Below are 16,330 nucleotides of genomic sequence, written 5' to 3'. Positions count from 1 at the left end.
TTGTCGCACTGTTCCCCGCGCCCCTGACCATGCCCCTGGAGGGGCGGCTCTCAGGGGTTGGGCCGGCCTCCGTACGGAACCGTGATCAGTTCCATGGCGTGCTGCGACGGGTCGAGGAAGTAGACCCCCTTGCCGCCGTCGTTGCGGTTGATCTCACCCGGCCGCTTCTGGTGCGGGTCGGCCCAGTGTTCGATGCCGCGGGCCGTGATCTTCTCGTACGCGGCGTCGAACTCCGCCTCGGAGACCAGGAAGGCGTAGTGCTGCGGCGTGAGGTGTTCCGCGGGGACGGTGGCGAAGTCCAGGGTGACTCCGTTGGACAGGGCCACCGCGACGAACGGGCCCCATTCGCCCGTGATCTCCAGGCCCAGCAGGTCCGTGAAGAACTCCGCGGACTCCCGGTTGTCCCGGGCGTGGACGATCGTGTGGTTCAGCTCGACTGACAAGGAATGCCTCCAACAGGCATCTCCCGACACCTCCATGCCTCACCCAGCCGGTGACCGACACGCGATGTCGCCGGGATCTTAAGCACGGCGACATCGCGCTGTCGAGCCGTTTCCGGCGGCTACCTCCGCCGCCGCCCGCTCACCGCCACGCCCACCGCCGTGCCGAGCACACCGAGGGCCGCCCACCCGAACGCCGCCCGGAACCCGGCGCCCTGGGGGTCGCCGCCGCCGAGCGCCATGCCGACGAGCACCGCGAGCCCGAGCGAGCCGCCGAGCTGGTCGACGCAGCGCTGTACGCCGGCGGCGGTGCCCGCGTCGTCCTCGGTGACCCCGGTGAGCGCCGCGTTCTGCAGCGCCACCAGGCCGATGCCCATCCCGGCGGCCACTCCCAGCATGCCGGGCACCACGTCCGTCCACAGGTCGCCGTGGGCGGGCAGCCGGGCGAGCCAGCCGAGGCCCGCCGCCGTCAGGAGCAGGCCGAGCAGGGCGGTGTTCGTGGTGCCGAGCGCGGCGATCAGACGGGCCACCACCGCGATCGCGGCGAGGAGCGCCCCGCAGAACGGCAGATAGGCCAGGCCCGCCTGGAGCGGCGTGAGGCCGATGACGTCCTGCAGGTACAGCGTGGCCAGGAAGAACGTGCCGGACAGGCCCGCGCTGAGCGGCACCGTCGCCGCGTTCGCCACGGCACGGGCGCGGTGCGTGAAGAAGGAGAGCGGAACCAGCGGGCGCGGTGTCCGCGCCTCGACGAGCACGAAGGCGGCGAGCAGGGCCGCGCCGACGAGCACCGCGGCCACGGACCCGCGCAGCACACCGTGGACCAGGGTCAGGGGCCCCGCCACCAGCAGAGCGGCGCCGGGCAGGTCCAGGCGTCCTGACGGCAGGGCACGCGGCGCGTCGGGGCGGACGAGCAGCGGTGTCAGCGCGAGGACCGCCGCCGTGAGCGGCACGTTGACGCCGAAGATCCAGCGCCAGTCGAGGAACTGGACGATCGCGCCCGACATCAGGACGCCGACCACGAGGCCGCTCGCGGAGATGGCCCCCCAGACGCCGAGGGCCTTGGCCCGCTCGGCGGGCTCCGGGTAGAGGAGCGCGATCAGGGACATGGCGGCCGGCGAGGCGAGCGCTTCGCCCGCGCCCTGGACGAAGCGGGCGGCCACCAGCGTCTCCAGGTTCGGCGCGAGACCGGCGGCGAGTGAGGCGAGGGCGAAGAGCGCGGCCCCGAGCAGGAACATCCGCCGCCGCCCGAGCAGATCGGTGAGCCGCCCGCCGAGCAGCAGGAGCCCGCCGCCGACGAGGGTGTATCCGGTGACGACCCAGGACAGCGCCGCCGGTCCCGCGTCGAAGCGGGCGCCGATGGCGGGCAGCGCGACGTTGACCACGGTCACGTCGACGGCGATGAGGAACTGGAGGAGGGAGAGCAGCGCGAGGCTGAGGGCGCGACGGTGGTCGCGCACGTGGGTGTTCATGGGTTGGGCACTCCAGGTGGGCCCCTGGCCGGCGTCGAGTTCTCACGCGGCGGGGCTGGAAGGAAGACGGACGCTTCCGTGCCACGGACCCGCGCGAGGGCGGGTGGCGGCACCTGGAGTCACTTGGTCACGGACACGTGGGGCACGGTAGCCGATGGGTGGGCGATGGCGCACCTGGGGAGGTCTGGGGCTCGGGAGCCCGCTCAGCGCCTGCGGTCCGCGACGTCGCGCAGTGCCGCACGCGCTTCCGCGCTCGCGAGACCCTTCGTCCGGCAGTACGTGAGGACGTGCGCGTCGGCCTCCTCGGTGTCCAGCGCCGCGAGGCCGCGCAGTGCGCTGAAGTGTATGCGGGGGGTGTGGTCGGCGGTGAGCAACGACGCCAGGGGTGCGGCACAGTCGGGGGAGCGGCGGTCGGCGAGGGCCCGGATCGCGGACAGGCGGACGTCCGCGGCCTCCGGCGAGGTCGCCAACGCGGCCAGCCCTGCCACCGCTTCGGCCCCCGGGCATTCGGCCAGCGCCGTGACCAGTTCCTCCCCCACGTCCCGCCGGAACTGCCCCGCCAACGCGGCCAGGACGGGCACCGCCGGGGCGCCCATGCGGCCCAACGCCCGCACCGCGCACTGCGCGACGTCACGGCTCGCGTCCGTCGAGGCGACCTTCCCGAGAGCGGCGGACGCCTCCCGGACGGGGAATCGGCCCAGGCCCTGTGCCGCCTGCACCCGCACCGGCTCGGACGGATCGTGCACGGCGGTCAGCAGTACCGGCAGCGACTCGGGCGCACCGATGCGGCCCAGCGCGTGCACCGCCCGCGCGCGCAGCGTGCCCGGCTCCTCGTCGTCGCCCGCGAGGGACGAGAGGCGTGCGACGGCTGGTTCATGCCGCAGGTCGCCGAGCGCGTCGGCGGCGGCCGCTCGTACGTCCCTGTAATTCTCCGGTCCGAGCGCGTCCAGGAGCAGCGGCGCCGCGTCCGCGCACTCCAGCAGCCCCAACGCGATCGCGGCGCCCCGGCGTCGCGGCCGGGCTTCGCGGGCGTCGTCCGCCAGCATCGCGAGCAACTCCCGTACGGGCGGCGCGGGCAGCGCCGACAGGGCCCGCGCGACCGTGTCACCGGTACGGTCGCCACCCAGCGCGGCGAGCAGCGCTTCGGTCGCCGCCTTGCCCCCGACGGCTCCGAGCGCCGATGCCGCCGCCCTGCGCACCATCGGTACGGACCGCTCGCCGAGCAGCGCGACCAGGTTCGGTACGTCCCGGCCGTCCTGGCCGAAGAGTGCGGGGCGTTCTTGGATGTGCGCGCAGACCGTGACGGCGGCGCAGACCGGAGTACGGTACTCGGCCGGTTTCCACGGCGCGGCGCCGTGGACGTGGTCCCGCAGTATCTCCATGCCGTAGTCGGTCCTGGCCAGGAGCGCCGCCGCGGGGCGTGCGGTCGCCGCGTCCGGGTCGCGCAGCGCGCGCGTCAGCATGAACTCGGCGTTCAGGCCGGCCGGTGGCGGCCAGCAGTCCTCGGGCAGTTGTGCGAGCGCCAGCACGGCCCTCTTCCGCAGGCGTGGTGAGCTGCCTTCCGACGCCGCCAGATACAGCAAGGCGGGTGCGGTACGAGGGTCACGCATCGCCCCCAGCGTCTCCACGGCGAACATCTCGTCGCGGAGCAGCAACGTCCACAGCGCGCCCAGCAGCGCGGGCACGGCCTCCGGCGGGCGCAGCCGGGCCACCGCTTCCACGACCATGCGTGGCGGCTCGGGGTCGCCCAGGCGGTGGACGAGTTCGCGCACCGCCTCTGGTCCGCCGATCGCGCCCAGATCCTCGTACAGCCGGGCCACCCGCGCGGAATGTTCCGGCCCGCCGCGCCGCGCGTCCTTCAGGATCCGGGGCAGGGCGCGACGGTCCCGCAGTTCCGCGAGGGCGGACAGCGCGTGCAGGTGCAGCCACTTCGGATAGGCGTCCGGCCGGTCCACGCAGTCGAGGAGGGCGTCGGCCGCCTCCCGCCCGCCGATCTCCCGCAGCAGGTCGACGGCCCACACGTAATGCGGGGAGGGGCCGGACCGCATGACCTCGCTCAGACCCGCGACGTCACGCTCCAGCCGCATCCGCACGATGTCCGGCTCCACGTCACGCCTCCCGTCGCGTGTCCTCGTCCGCCATCGCCACGTACAACGGCGTGCCTACGACGATGTCCACCTGTCGTCCGTCCCGTCCGGTCGCCGTGCCGTGCAGCAGCCGTCGTGCGAGGAACTCGCCGTAGACCGGCGGCTCCGTCATCAACTCGGCGAACTCCAGGACGTCATGTGCCGGGTCCTGCCCATGCTCACGCCCTGGGGTGTCGTCCAGCAGCCTGAACAGCGACGGCAGCATCGAGTAGGAGGCCTGGATCGTCTCGGGCGCGGTGCGCTGCCCGAGGAGGTGGTGCGCCGAACCGATCAGCGCGATGACGGTGTCGCCGTCCCGCCCCGTCATGAACGTCGGCCCCTCGGGAGACCCGTAACCGGCGACCCGCAGCTCCAGGTCACCCCGGAACCAGGGCCTCGGCTCCGTCATCCAGCTGACGTCGAACTCCCGCTCCAGGTACGCCTCGACGAGGTCCAGCTTGTCGTACGAGGTCACGTCCGCACGCGGCGACTGGACAGCGACGCTGAGCACCTTGAGGTCGACCTTCGCCTCGACGGCGAGCCGTTTCAGCAGCTTCGGCGGGATCTGCTCGTACAGCATGTCCAGCTTGGTTCCGGAGACGTAGAGGTAGTACCTCACGTGGCGTCAGGGGAGCTTCAGGAACGCGGTCCAGGTGTCCGGGGCGACGGTGAAGTGCGGGCCGTCCGGGTTCTTGGAGTCGCGGATGTGGATGGCGGTGGGGTGGGCGGCGATTTCGACGCAGGCGCCGCCTTGCTCACTGCTGTAGCTGGACTTGCGCCAGTCATAGGCGACTTCGAGGCATTCGCCGCCTTCGCTGCCGCTGTAGGTCGACTTGAACCACATAAGCGCGGTGCCGCTCATTGCTCTCCTAGCAGATTTTCCAACAGGCCTTTGGTCTCATAGGGGTTGAGGGCCTGAGTTCGCAGCATCGCACACTTGCGCTCCAGAATGGACACCTCATCAGGGTCGGCGATCAGTTGACTGCCTCGCTGTGCTTCCGTATAGCCGAGCCGCTGGTGGTCGGGTGTCTCGATCAGGATGAAGGGCCCGGACAACCCGGCGTGGAAGCTACGGCCGACCGGCATTACTTGCAGTGTCACGCCTGGCAGGGTGGCCAGCTCCATAAGGTGACGTAGCTGCTCGACGTGCACGTCATCACCACCGAGACGGTCCATCCATGTCACCTCGGAGATGATGAAACAGATCGTCGGAGGCTCTCTCCGGTGCAAGACCTCTTGGCGCTCCATGCGGGCTGCCACCCGAAGCTCGATCTCGTCCTCAGTCAGGGCCGGTACGTCGTTCCGGAAGACGTTCCGGGCGTAGGCCGGGGTTTGGAGCAGCCCAGGTAGCACCTGGTTGTCGTACCAGGACAGCGTGAGCGCCTCGCGCTCCAGATCCATGTACTCCTCGGCCCACCGGGGAACCAGATCCACCTCCGGCATATGCTCGACCGCCGTCTGCAACGTCCGGTTCGGCCCGAGGAAGTCGTCCAACTGCACCGCGAGGTCCATCTTCAGCGGGCGCCGCCCCTGCTCGATGGAGGCGATCAGCTCCTCGCTGATGAGCAACCGCTCGGCCAGCGCCCTCTGGGTGTACCCGGCCGCCTCCCGGTGGACGGCGAGCAGCGCGCCAACCATCTTCATCGCCGACGCGTTCCTGCGCGACCGTCTCCTTGGGCTGCTCATACGGTCCAACTCCCCATCAGAAGCCGTGCTCCCACACGGAGAACCCGTACAGCTCAGCCGTACCGGTTCACGTACTGCTCCACGATGGCCACGGAGTGTGACTGTCGTCGCGTGAATCACGAAACTCCACCCCCCACCCCGCAGACCCCGCGTGAACGCTTCTACCGGCGTGAGCGCCAGTCCGTACCGGCGGCCCGCGCCTTCGCCGCCGGCGCCCTCGTCGACTGGGGGATCGACGGTGAACGTGCGGACGACATCACGCTCTGCGTGAGCGAGCTGGCGACCAACGCGCTGCTGCACGGCGTACCGCCCGGCCGTGGATTCCGGCTGCACCTGAGCCGCACCGGTGGCGTGCTCCGCGTCGAGGTGCACGACAGCGGCGGCGGGTGGCCACGCTGCGGCGGCGGCGCGGAGGACGCGGACGAGTCGGGGCGGGGCCTGCTGCTCGTGGCCGCTCTGTCCGACAAGTGGGGTGTGACGGAGCGCGACCCCGGCAAGGTCGTCTGGGCCGAGTTCGGGACCCGCACGGAGACTGTCGCGGCGGCTTCTCTCTGATCACGCGGGCCACGCCGAAGCGCCTGCCCCCGCCACGGCAAGGCCCGCCGCACACCTCGCGCAGCGGCCCGGGAACGGGTGCGTTTCACCGCACCTGTCCCCGGGCCGCCCGCGCCGTCAGCCGAGCAGCTCCACCTCCGCCAGGGTCGCGGAGCCGTCCGGCACCAGCCGGTAGTGCCCGTACGTTCCCGGACGGTCGATCGTGAACGCCCGGGTCTGCTGGTCCCAGGCGAAGGATTCGCCCGAGCGCTTGTCCAGCGTCCGCCACTTCTTGCCGTCGGCGGAGCCCTGGAGCACCCAGCCCTTGGGCGCCTCGGCCTTGTCCGTGGACGACGTCAGCGTGTACTGCACCGCCTTCGTCCTGCCGGCGACCGGCAGCTCCACCGGGGCGGAGGACGTGGCGTCCGTCGCCGAGGTGTCGTCGAAGAGCGCACCCGCGCCCTTGAGGGCGTCCTTCCTCGGGGACGGCGCCTTGTCGTCCTCGGTGATCGACGCCGGCTGGGCGTTCTTGCCGGAGCCCCACGCGGACGGCTTCGGGCCCATGTCGAACTCCAGGACGCCGCCGCGCGCGATCGCCTTGTGCGGGAGCGCCGTCGAGTTCCACTTCTTGCCGTTGACCTTCAGGCCCTGCACGTAGATGTTCTTCGCGCTGTTCTTCGGGGCCTTCACCACCAGGTCGCGGCCGTTGTCCAGGTGCACGGTCATCTTGGTGAACTGAGGGGAGCCGATGGCGTACTCGCCGCTGCCCATGACCAGCGGGTAGAAGCCGAGGGAGGAGAAGAGGTACCAGCCGGACTGCTCGCCGTTGTCCTCGTCGCCGTGGTAGCCCTGGCCGATCTCGCTGCCGGTGTAGAGGCGGGAGAGGACCTCGCGGACCTTCTCCTGCGTCTTGTGCGGCTGCCCGGCCGCGTCGTACATGTACGCGGCGTGGTGGGCGACCTGGTTGGAGTGGCCGTACATGCCCATGCGGACGTCGCGCGCCTCGGTCATCTCGTGGATGACGCCTCCGTAGGAGCCCGCGAACTCGGCGGAGCCGGTCTCAGGGGTGGCGAAGTACGTGTCGAGCTTGTCGGCCAGGCCCTTGCGGCCGCCGTACAGGTTGGCCAGGCCGCGCGAGTCCTGCGGGGCCGTGAAGGCGTAGCCCCAGGCGTTGGTCTCGGTGTAGTCGTGGCCCCACACGCGCGGGTCGAACTTCTCCGAGTCGACGCGCCAGACGCCCTTGGTGTCCTTGCCCTGGAAGAAGCCGGGCGCGGTGCCCGCTCCCGCCGCCTTCGCGTCGAAGAGGTTCACGTAGTCGCGGGCGCGGTCGAGGAAGTACTCCGACTCCTCCTTGTAGTGCTTCTTGCCCGTCTTCTTGTAGAGGGCGGCGCCCATCTTCGCGATGCCGTAGTCGTTGAGGTACCCCTCAAGGGCCCAGGACAGGCCCTCGTGGGTCTCGCTGGGCGTGTAGCCGAGGAACGGCGAGGTCTTCATGCCCTTGCGGCCGACGCCCGACGTGGGCGGCACCACCGTCGCGTTCTTCAGCGCCGCGTCGTAGGCGGCCTCCGCGTCGAACTTCACGCCCTTGGTGTACGCGTCGGCGAAGGCCACGTCGGACGACGTGCCCGTCATCAGGTCGGCGGCGCCCGGCGACGACCAGCGCGAGGTCCAGCCGCCGTCCTTGTAGTGCTGCACGAAGCCGTCGACCAGCTCACCCGCCTTCTTGGGGGAGAGCAGGCTGTACGCGGGCCAGGTCGTCCGGTAGGTGTCCCAGAAGCCGTTGTTCACGTACGGCTTGCCGTCGACGATCTTCGCGCCGGTGCGGGTCGGGGTGTTCTCGCCGGTCGCGGGGGAGAACGGCGAGGCGTACTGGTGCTTCGCCCTGCCCTTGGCGCTCCTGACCTTCTCGAAGCCGGAGTTGGGGTAGAGGTAGAGGCGGTACAGGGAGGAGTACAGCGTCGTGCGCCGGCCCTCGCTCGCGCCCTCCACCTCCACCTTGCCGAGGATGCGGTCCCACGCCTTCTGCGCGCGGTCCTTGACCCGCTCGAAGGAGGTGCCCGCGGGTATCTCCTGGGCCAGGTTGTCCTTCGCCTGGTCCACGCTGATCAGGGACGTGGCCAGGCGCAGGGTGACCGTGCGGTCCTTGCCGGGCGCGAAGCGGAGGTAGCCCGTGACGTCGCCGCCACCGCCACCCTCCAGTTTGCCGCCCGCCGTGGCCGGGGTGTCGAAGACGCCGTAGACGAAGAGGCGGGTGGCGCCGGTCGACAGGCCGGACTTCACGTCCGAGTAGCCCGTGACGACGCCCTTCTCCTTGTCGAGGGTGAGGCCGCCCTTGTCGTTGACGTTGTCGAAGATCACGCTCGCGTCGTCACCGGGGTAGGTGAACCTCATCATCGCCGCGTGGTCGGTCGGCGCCATCTCGGCCTTCAGGCCGTTCTCGAACGTCACGCCGTAGTAGTGCGGGCGCGCCGTCTCCTTCTCGTGGCGGAAGGGCAGAGCCCGCTTGGTGCGCGAAGCGTTCGGCGTGTCCTTGTCGACCGAGGGCATCAGCTGGAACGTCTGCCGGTCGCCCATCCACGGGCTCGGCTCGTGGCTCGCGCTGAACGCCTGCATCGTCGGCAGGTTGTCGTCGTTGTTGCCGCGCGCGTAGTCGTACAGCCAGCTCAGCGAGCCCGCGTTGGTGACCGGCGTCCAGAAGTTGAAGCCGTGCGGGACCGCCGTGGCCGGGATGTTGTTGCCGCGGGAGAAGCCGCCGCTGGAGTTGGTGCCGCGCCGGGTGTCGGCGTAGTCGGCGGGGTGCGCCTTCGGCTCGGTGGGCGCGACCTGCTTGAGCGACACGTCGTCGAGCCAGCCGCGGAACTTGGCGGGGCCCTTCGGGGCGTCGTACGCGATCAGGACGCGGTCGACCGTCTTGCCGCGCGCGACGTCGCCGATGCGGGAGGCGACATCGTTCCACTGGTTGACGTAGAGCACCTTGGCGGCGCCCTGGCCCCGCGGGGTCAGCGCGAAGCCGTGCTGGTCGACGGCCTTGAGGTCGCTCAGGTAGGTGCCGTCGGTGAAGGCCAGGTCCACGGCCACGTTCGTGGCGGCGTAGTCCAGGTCGCCCTCGGCCATCGAGGGGAAGACGCGGTACGCCAGCCGGGTGTCCCGCTTCACGGGGACGTTCACGTCGAAGACCTTGTTGTACGAGTAGCCGCGGCCGTCCGCCTTGTGGCTGCCCGCATAGCGCAGCGCGTGCTTGCCGGTGAAGCCGGCGCGCGCCTTGGCGGTGGGGGAGCCGCTGGGGCCCCGGTCCACCAGGCTCAGCATGTCCTCGGGGGCGGGAGCCTCGGAGCCGCCCACGGAGAGCTGGACGTCGGCGAGCTGGAGGGCGTCGGACGCGCCGTTGTTCCTGGTCACCTCCAGCCGGAAGTGGGAGTAGGCCGTCGCGTTGTCGAAGTCGTACTTCTTCGTCTTGTGGCGGCCGTCGAACGCCTCGCCCTGGCGCTCGTCGAGGACCTTCCAGTCCTCGCCGTCGGTGGAACCCTTCAGGGTCCAGTCCTTGGGGTCACGCTCGGCGTGGTCGTTGGCCGACGTCAGCGCGTACGTCACGGCCTTGGCGGGCTCGTCCAGGTCGAACTCGACCCAGCCGGCCTTGTCGAACGTCAGCCATTTGCTCGTCGCTTCGCCGTCGATGAGGTTCTCCGCCACCTCGCCGGAGCCGGCGTTCTCGCCGCTGGCCCGGACTTCGGTGACGTGGTTCATGACGCTGCCGGGCAGTCCCGCGCTGAACTCGCCGTTGACGCCGGCGGCCTTCTTCTTGCCGTCGGCGCCGGTCTCCACGGTGTTCAGCCAGTCCGGAACCGCCTCGCCCTCTTCGAAGGAGGAGGCGAACTCGGCTTCCGTACGGGGTGGTTTCTCGGGCCCGGCGACGGCGGCCCCCTGCGCCGCCACGACGAGCGCCAGCGCCAGCGTGCCGATGGCCGCTGCCGAGCGCGCCCCGGGAATCCCCGGACGCTGGTGTCTGAATCGAGGTCTGCGAGCCTGGTGCGGCATCCCCGAGCCCCTCCTTGCGGGTTGGACAACGTTGTCACGATCGCTACGCAAGGTCTAGTAGGGAGTGAAGGGGGGAGAGGTGTCAAGGTGGTTGACGGCAACTCAAGTGCCGAGGGTGAGACCGCCGTCGTTCCTCTGCTCCGTTCCCGCGGGGCGCGCGGTGCTCGGCTACGCCGTCCCGGGTCCTCGACTTCGTGTCCGGGAGCGGCCTGGCCGGGCCGCAGGGAAGAGTTCGACGGGGTGGAAGTCGTCGCGTTCGCGGACGCGGCGGCCTTCGAGGACCGGCCGGCCGAGCACCACGCCCGTCGCGAGGGCGTGTGGGGCAGGGGCGCCGGGAAGGCGTCGGGGATCGCGTCGGCCACGGACGGTGAGCCGGTCGACGTCGGGCTGTGCCGGGGCTGGATCTCCGGACGGCGTCGCGGCCTGGACGACCGGCACTGCCCGCAGGGGCACGGGCCGCGGCGGCCGAGGAGCCGGTGGTCGCGGGTCGACGTCGAGAAGGTCGCCGCGCTGGCGGCGGCGGTCCGGATGCGGGAACCCGGCCCTGCCGAGTCCGGCGGGCCCGGGAGGACGGCCGCCCGGGACCGCGCGTGCGCCTCCCAGGCGACGGCCGTCGTCCCCGGCGACCTAGCCGCGGCGCTCGCCGCGGACCGGGTGGCGCGCGCGGCGTTCGACGCGCTCGACCGGGCCGCCCGCTCCCTCGTGCTGCTCCCGCTGCTCCGGGCCACGATGCCGGAGGCGCGGCGGACACGGCTGGAGCGGGGCGGTGCGGGAGCTCGCGGAGAGCGGGCGTCCCGGGCCGCCGGCGCCATGACCCGAAGCGCGCGTCGGGCCCCGCGTGGCCCGCGGACGGCCCGGCCACTCGGGTGATGTGAGGGAAAGTCCATGGAAACCGGCGCGAAAGTCCACGCGTTCCACGGGCCATGTGCGAGAGGTTCGACCAGGGAAACGTCGCAGGTCTCAACTCGGAAAACCTGCGGAGCAAACGTGTATTCGATCTTGCTCAGTCGAGCGGGAGTGGACTATACCTGTCGGCGTCCCACACCACCGCGGTGCCGGGGAGGGTCCGGTGCACCGCCTGAGTCCTGGAGAAGGCGAGGGCTTGAGCATGGGAGCCACCAGCGTCAACCGTCGTGATGTCATGAAGCGGGCGGCGGCCGCAGGTCTGCTCGCGGTGCCGGCCGTCGGGGCGCTCAGCTCCTGCGCGAGCGGCGGCGGCTCGGAGAACAAGGCCGAGAAGGGCAAGAAGACCAAGAAGAACCCGCTCGGCGTGAAAGAGGACGCGGGGCTGACCGTCTACATCTTCAACGGCGGTTACGGCGACAAGTACGCGCAGTTCGTCACCGACATGTACGCCGACAAGTACCCCAAGGCGAAGCCGGACCAGAAGGCCACGGAGAAGATCGCCACCCAGGTGCAGCCGAAGATCGTCCGCGGCAAGCCCACGTCGGACGTCGTCAACAACTCCGGCGCCGAGCAGATGAACATCGGCAAGCTGGTCCACAACAAGCAGGTCGCCGACCTCGGCGAGGTCCTCGACGCGCCCTCCTGGGACGACCCGGACGTCACGGTCCGCGAGACCCTGGTGCCGGTCGTCGAGCAGATGGGCCGCTTCGGCGGCAAGGAGTGCTACCAGCTCAACATCGCCCTGACGGTGTACGGCAACTGGTACTCCAAGAAGCTCCTGGAGGACGGCCTCGACTCCGCGTACCCCAAGACCTGGGACGAGATGCTCGCCGTCTGCAAGAAGGCCAAGGCCAAGGGCATCCACGGCTGGAGCTACCCCGGCGGCCACCCCCGCTACATGTTCTTCAGCATGTACGCGATGTTCGCCCAGCGCGGCGGCCGCGACGTCACCGAGGCCATGGACTACCTGGAGCCGAACGCCTGGAAGCACGACGCCGTCAAGGACGTCTTCGAGGCCTGGGAGGAACTGGTCGCCAAGAAGTACGTGCTCACCGGCTTCGACGGCAACCAGGCGCACACCGAGATGCAGACCGCCTGGACGAAGGAGGGCAAGTGCGTCTTCGTGCCGAACGGCTCCTGGGTGGAGAACGAGGCCAAGGACACCACGCCCAAGGACTTCGCCATGACGGTGGGGGCGACCCCCTCGCTCGACTCCGGCGACAAGATGCCCTTCGGCACGCTCTACGCCCCGGCCGGTGAGCCGTTCATCGTCCCCGCCAAGGCCGAGAACCGACAGGGCGGCCTGGAGTGGCTGCGGATGATGTACAGCAAGAAGGCCGCCGTGAACCTCTTCAAGGAGGTCGGCTCGATGCCCGTGGTGAAGGGCGCCATCGACGGCGAGGACCTGCCGTCGGGCACGGCGAGCGCCCAGGCGGCCATCAAGGCGGCCGGTGACAACATCGTCATCCCGCACTTCATGGACTGGTACAACGAGCTGTTCCGCGAGGACTTCAACAACATGGTGCACACGTTCATGCAGGGCCAGATCGGCCCCAAGCAGGCCATGGACATCATGCAGAAGGCGTCCGAGCGAATCCTGAAGGACCCCGACATCAGCAAGGTCAAGAAGGCCTGACGGGCGAGGAGGCGGAGCGAGCGGGGCTGAGCAGCATGAAGACCGACACCCAGGTGGGCAAGACCCCATCTTCGAAGGGGCGGGCGGACCGAGGACCCGCGCCGGGCGCACCCGGCCGGCTGCTGTTCCTCGCCGCGATCCTGCTGCCGCCCCGCTTCACCCCCGCACGGGTCCGCTACGACCGGCGCTACCGCACGCTCGACAAGTACCGCTTCATCGTGGGCTTCCTGGCCGTGCCGCTGGCGTTCTACGCGCTGTTCGTCGTCTCGCCCTTCCTCCAGGCGATCTACTACTCGTTCACCGACTGGTCCGGCGGGCCCGTCGCGAACTTCGTCGGGTTCGACAACTACCAGAAGATGTGGAACGACGACCGCTTCTGGGACTCCCTTCAGGTCAGCGCCCTCCTGCTCGTCATCGCCCCGGTCATCACCCTCGTACTCGGCATGTTCTTCGCCTACATGATCACCTCGGGCGGGCGGCACCGCAGGGGGCAGGCCATCGCGGGCGTCGCGGGCTCGTCCTTCTACAAGGTCGTCTACTTCTTCCCGCAGGTGCTCTCCGTCGCCATCATCGCCGTGGTGTGGGGGCGCGTCTTCAACACCAACAGCGGCCTGATCAACGGCGGCCTGGACAAGGTGGGCGTCACGGGGCCCGCCTGGCTGGGCGGGGACAGCACCCTCGGCGTCATCTCCCTGCTCACCGTCATCAGCTGGAGCTTCATCGGCTTCTACGTGGTGCTGTTCTCCGCGGCGATGGGGGCGATCCCGAGCGACATCTACGAGGCCGCGCTGCTCGACGGGGCGGGCCGCACCCGCACCTTCTTCAGCGTCACGCTCCCGCTGATCTGGGACACCGTGCGCACCGGCTGGATCTACATGGGCATCCAGGCGCTCGACACCTTCGCGATCTGCCTGGTGATGGTGCCCCCGCACGTCCTGAAGGTGACTCCGGTCTTCCTCTACGAACGGTTCCGTGACGGCCAGTACGGCTACGCCACGTCCATCGGTGTCGTCCTCCTCGTCCTGAGCATGGCGTTCTCGCTGATCGTCATGCGGGCCGGGAACCGCGACCGGATCGAATACTGAGACCGCGGGAGCCACTGACCATGACCACGACCACCGCCGCCGCGCCCCGCCCCGAGGCCACCGAGAAGCCCCGCGGGCAGCTGAAGGAGTCGGGCGGCACGCTCAACGTCTTCTCGCACGCCTTCCTCGTCCTGTGGGTCGTCCTCGCCGCCGGGCCGCTGATCTGGGTCGCGCTGACCGCGTTCCGCCCCTCGGCGGAGATCCTCAGCGATCCGATGGGCTGGCCCTCCTCCTTCCACTGGGAGAACTTCGGCAACGCCTGGAACAAGGCCAGCATCGGCCGCTACACCGTCAACTCCCTCATCATTCTGGCGGGTTCGCTGACCGGCACGATGCTGCTCGGCTCGATGGCGGCCTATGTGATCGCCCGCTTCACCTTCCCCGGCAACCGCCTCGTCTTCATGCTGTTCGCGGGCGGCATGATGTTCCCCGTCATCCTCGCCCTGGTGCCGCTCTTCGCCGTCATGGAGAACTTCGGGCTCCTCGACACCCGGCCGGGCCTGATGATCGCGTACATCGCGTACTCGCTGCCCTTCACCACCTTCTTCCTGACCTCCTTCTTCCGCACGCTGCCGACCGGCGTGCAGGAGGCGGCGATGGTCGACGGGGCGTCGCACACCCGGACGTTCTTCCAGATCATGCTGCCGATGGCCAAGCCGGGCCTGGTCAGCATCGGCATCTTCAACTTCCTCGGCCAGTGGAACCAGTACCTGCTTCCGCTGCTGCTCAACAACGAGGAGGAGCAGAACTACGTGCTGCCCCAGGGGCTCGCCTCGCTCGCGGTCTCGCAGGGCTACCGAGGCGACTGGGGCGCCCTCTTCGCGGGCCTGACGATCGCCATGCTGCCGGTGCTCGTCGTGTACGCGGTCTTCCAGCGCCAGGTGCAGGCCGGCCTCACGGCCGGCGCCCTCAAGTGAGCGTGCCACCAGGTGATTTCAGCTTGGCCACGATAGTGGTCTAGGCCTGTGTGGCGAATGGTGACGTGAGTAGTGTCGGCGCGACGGCGCCGCAGAGCGCGGTTGTGTGCGCTCAAGTCGCCACCGATGTCGAAGGGTTGAACAGCATGAGGAATCGAATAATCGCCACCGGTGCGGCAACGCTCTGCATGGCCCTCGGTGTCACCGCCTGCGGCGGCGACAGCGGCGACGGCGACGGCAAGACGATCAAGCTCGTCGCGGCCGACTACGGCGACAAGGCCTCCAACGCCTCCAAGGTGTACTGGAACGAGGTCAAGAAGGAATTCGAGAAGGCCAACAAGGGCTACAAGGTCGACGTCCAGGTCATCAACTGGAACGACATCGACAAGTCCGTCAAGAACATGATCCAGGCGGGTGACGAGCCGGACCTCCTCCAGACCGGCGGCTACGCCGACAAGGTCGCCGACGACCTGCTCTACAAGGCCGACGAGGTGCTCTCCGCCGAGACGCGCGACAACCTCATCCCGACCTTCGCCAAGGCCGGCGAGGTTGACGGCACCGAGTACGGCATCCCGTGGGTCTCCTCCAGCCGCGTGATGTTCTACAACAAGGACGTGCTGAAGAAGGCCGGGGTGAAGACCCCGCCGAAGACCTGGGACGAGCTGGCCGCGGCCGCGAAGAAGATCAAGGCCAAGAAGGCCGCCGACACCCCCTACGCCCTTCCCCTCGGCCCCGAGGAGACCCAGGGCGAGACGCTGATGTGGGAGCTCGGCAACGGTGGCGGCTACACCGACGAGAGTGGCAAGTACACCCTCGACAGCGCCGAGAACGTCGAGACCTTCGAGTGGCTGAAGAAGAACCTGGTCGAGCCCGGCCTCACCTACGCCAACCCCGCCTCCACCGACCGCAAGACCGCCTTCGCGGACTTCGCGGCGGGCAAGGTCGGCATGCTCAACGGCCACCCGAGCCTGATCCAGATGGCCAAGGACGGCAAGGTCGACTACGGCGTCGCCCCCATCCCCGGCAAGACGGGCCCGCTCGACAGCACCCTCGGCGTGGCCGACTGGATGATGGCGTTCAAGGACGGCGGCGCCGAGAAGGAGGCCGTGAAGAAGTTCCTGGACTTCACGTACTCCAAGAAGATGCTGGCGTTCGACGAGATGTACAACCTCATGCCCGTCACGCAGGACGTCCTGAAGCAGATGCAGGGCAACGGCAAGCACAAGGACCTGGAGCCGTTCTTCGAGGTGCTGCCGAAGGCCAAGTTCTACCCGCTGGGCGACACCTCCTGGGACGTCGTCTCCGCCGAGATGAAGAAGACCGGCGGCAAGGCCGTCTCCGACGACCCCAAGCAGGTCCTCGGCGACCTCCAGAAGAAGGCCGAGACCGCTGCGGCGGAAGCCAAGTAGCGGTCCCACACACCCAGTTCGCAAGGAGTCCTTGTGTCCCTGAAGGCCCCTCCGTCCCCGGCCGCCCCCGGCCGGGGACGGGGCGGG

General features: G+C 69.7%; 13 protein-coding genes. 6 read left to right on the top strand and 7 right to left on the bottom strand.

Annotated elements, in window-relative coordinates:
* Positions 1–50: 50 nt before the first annotated feature.
* From DCW30_RS27050 to DCW30_RS27025, 6 genes are all read right to left on the bottom strand, one after another.
* On the bottom strand, positions 51–443 hold the full coding sequence (locus DCW30_RS27050; protein WP_062770759.1) for a VOC family protein: 393 nt from the start codon (positions 441–443) through the stop codon (positions 51–53).
* Between the two features lie 119 nt (positions 444–562).
* On the bottom strand, positions 563–1,909 hold the full coding sequence (locus DCW30_RS27045; protein ID WP_062770757.1) for an MFS transporter: 1,347 nt from the start codon (positions 1,907–1,909) through the stop codon (positions 563–565).
* 203 nt (positions 1,910–2,112) lie between these two features.
* Positions 2,113–4,017: a HEAT repeat domain-containing protein gene (locus tag DCW30_RS27040; RefSeq protein ID WP_076684052.1), complete on the bottom strand. Its 1,905-nt coding sequence runs from the start codon at positions 4,015–4,017 to the stop codon at positions 2,113–2,115.
* 1 nt (position 4,018) lies between these two features.
* On the bottom strand, positions 4,019–4,654 hold the full coding sequence (locus DCW30_RS27035; RefSeq protein ID WP_076684051.1) for a DUF7019 family protein: 636 nt from the start codon (positions 4,652–4,654) through the stop codon (positions 4,019–4,021).
* 6 nt (positions 4,655–4,660) lie between these two features.
* Positions 4,661–4,897 (bottom strand): DUF397 domain-containing protein, encoded by a 237-nt coding sequence (locus DCW30_RS27030; protein WP_076684050.1) that lies wholly within the window; start codon positions 4,895–4,897, stop codon positions 4,661–4,663.
* Complete coding sequence (locus tag DCW30_RS27025) at positions 4,894–5,679, bottom strand: helix-turn-helix domain-containing protein (protein ID WP_237283371.1); 786 nt, start codon at positions 5,677–5,679, stop codon at positions 4,894–4,896. The genes DCW30_RS27030 and DCW30_RS27025 overlap by 4 nt, the downstream gene beginning before the upstream one ends.
* A gap of 153 nt (positions 5,680–5,832) precedes the next feature.
* Here DCW30_RS27025 and DCW30_RS27020 point away from each other — a divergent pair, with 153 nt between their 5' ends.
* On the top strand, positions 5,833–6,276 hold the full coding sequence (locus DCW30_RS27020) for an ATP-binding protein (RefSeq protein ID WP_232626872.1): 444 nt from the start codon (positions 5,833–5,835) through the stop codon (positions 6,274–6,276).
* Between the two features lie 117 nt (positions 6,277–6,393).
* Here DCW30_RS27020 and DCW30_RS27015 read toward each other — a convergent pair whose 3' ends face one another.
* Complete coding sequence (locus DCW30_RS27015) at positions 6,394–10,290, bottom strand: GH92 family glycosyl hydrolase (protein ID WP_079249959.1); 3,897 nt, start codon at positions 10,288–10,290, stop codon at positions 6,394–6,396.
* 240 nt (positions 10,291–10,530) lie between these two features.
* On the opposite strand from DCW30_RS27015, the gene DCW30_RS27010 reads away from it, so the two are divergent.
* From DCW30_RS27010 to DCW30_RS26990, 5 genes are all read left to right on the top strand, one after another.
* On the top strand, positions 10,531–11,160 hold the full coding sequence (locus DCW30_RS27010; RefSeq protein ID WP_076684047.1) for a YdeI/OmpD-associated family protein: 630 nt from the start codon (positions 10,531–10,533) through the stop codon (positions 11,158–11,160).
* Positions 11,161–11,398: 238 nt separating this feature from the next.
* Entirely contained in the window at positions 11,399–12,832 is a 1,434-nt protein-coding gene (gene ngcE, locus DCW30_RS27005; protein ID WP_076684046.1) for an N-acetylglucosamine/diacetylchitobiose ABC transporter substrate-binding protein, read from the top strand.
* Positions 12,833–12,867: 35 nt separating this feature from the next.
* Positions 12,868–13,917: a carbohydrate ABC transporter permease gene (locus tag DCW30_RS27000; RefSeq protein WP_079249958.1), complete on the top strand. Its 1,050-nt coding sequence runs from the start codon at positions 12,868–12,870 to the stop codon at positions 13,915–13,917.
* A 20-nt stretch (positions 13,918–13,937) separates the two neighbouring features.
* Positions 13,938–14,834: a carbohydrate ABC transporter permease gene (locus DCW30_RS26995; protein WP_076684045.1), complete on the top strand. Its 897-nt coding sequence runs from the start codon at positions 13,938–13,940 to the stop codon at positions 14,832–14,834.
* A 146-nt stretch (positions 14,835–14,980) separates the two neighbouring features.
* Positions 14,981–16,243, top strand: a complete 1,263-nt coding sequence (locus DCW30_RS26990) for an extracellular solute-binding protein (RefSeq protein ID WP_237283370.1) — start codon at positions 14,981–14,983, stop codon at positions 16,241–16,243.
* The last annotated feature ends 87 nt before the right edge of the window (positions 16,244–16,330 follow it).

This window comes from Streptomyces alfalfae (assembly GCF_004127445.1).
Taxonomy (GTDB): Bacteria; Actinomycetota; Actinomycetes; order Streptomycetales; family Streptomycetaceae; genus Streptomyces; species Streptomyces alfalfae.
The sequence above is the reverse complement of the archived record's forward strand: the minus strand, read 5'-3'. Positions and strand labels throughout refer to the sequence as shown.

Bases quoted from the DNA above. Each gene is read 5' to 3' on its own strand.
- DCW30_RS27015 (WP_079249959.1), bottom strand. From the start codon at position 10,290: ATGCCGCACCAGGCTCGCAGACCTCGATTCAGACACCAGCGTCCGGGG.
- DCW30_RS27000 (WP_079249958.1), top strand. From the start codon at position 12,868: ATGAAGACCGACACCCAGGTGGGCAAGACCCCATCTTCGAAGGGGCGG.
- DCW30_RS26995 (WP_076684045.1), top strand. From the start codon at position 13,938: ATGACCACGACCACCGCCGCCGCGCCCCGCCCCGAGGCCACCGAGAAG.
- DCW30_RS27045 (WP_062770757.1), bottom strand. From the start codon at position 1,909: ATGAACACCCACGTGCGCGACCACCGTCGCGCCCTCAGCCTCGCGCTG.
- ngcE (WP_076684046.1), top strand. From the start codon at position 11,399: ATGGGAGCCACCAGCGTCAACCGTCGTGATGTCATGAAGCGGGCGGCG.
- DCW30_RS27030 (WP_076684050.1), bottom strand. From the start codon at position 4,897: ATGAGCGGCACCGCGCTTATGTGGTTCAAGTCGACCTACAGCGGCAGC.
- DCW30_RS27025 (WP_237283371.1), bottom strand. From the start codon at position 5,679: ATGAAGATGGTTGGCGCGCTGCTCGCCGTCCACCGGGAGGCGGCCGGG.
- DCW30_RS26990 (WP_237283370.1), top strand. From the start codon at position 14,981: ATGAGGAATCGAATAATCGCCACCGGTGCGGCAACGCTCTGCATGGCC.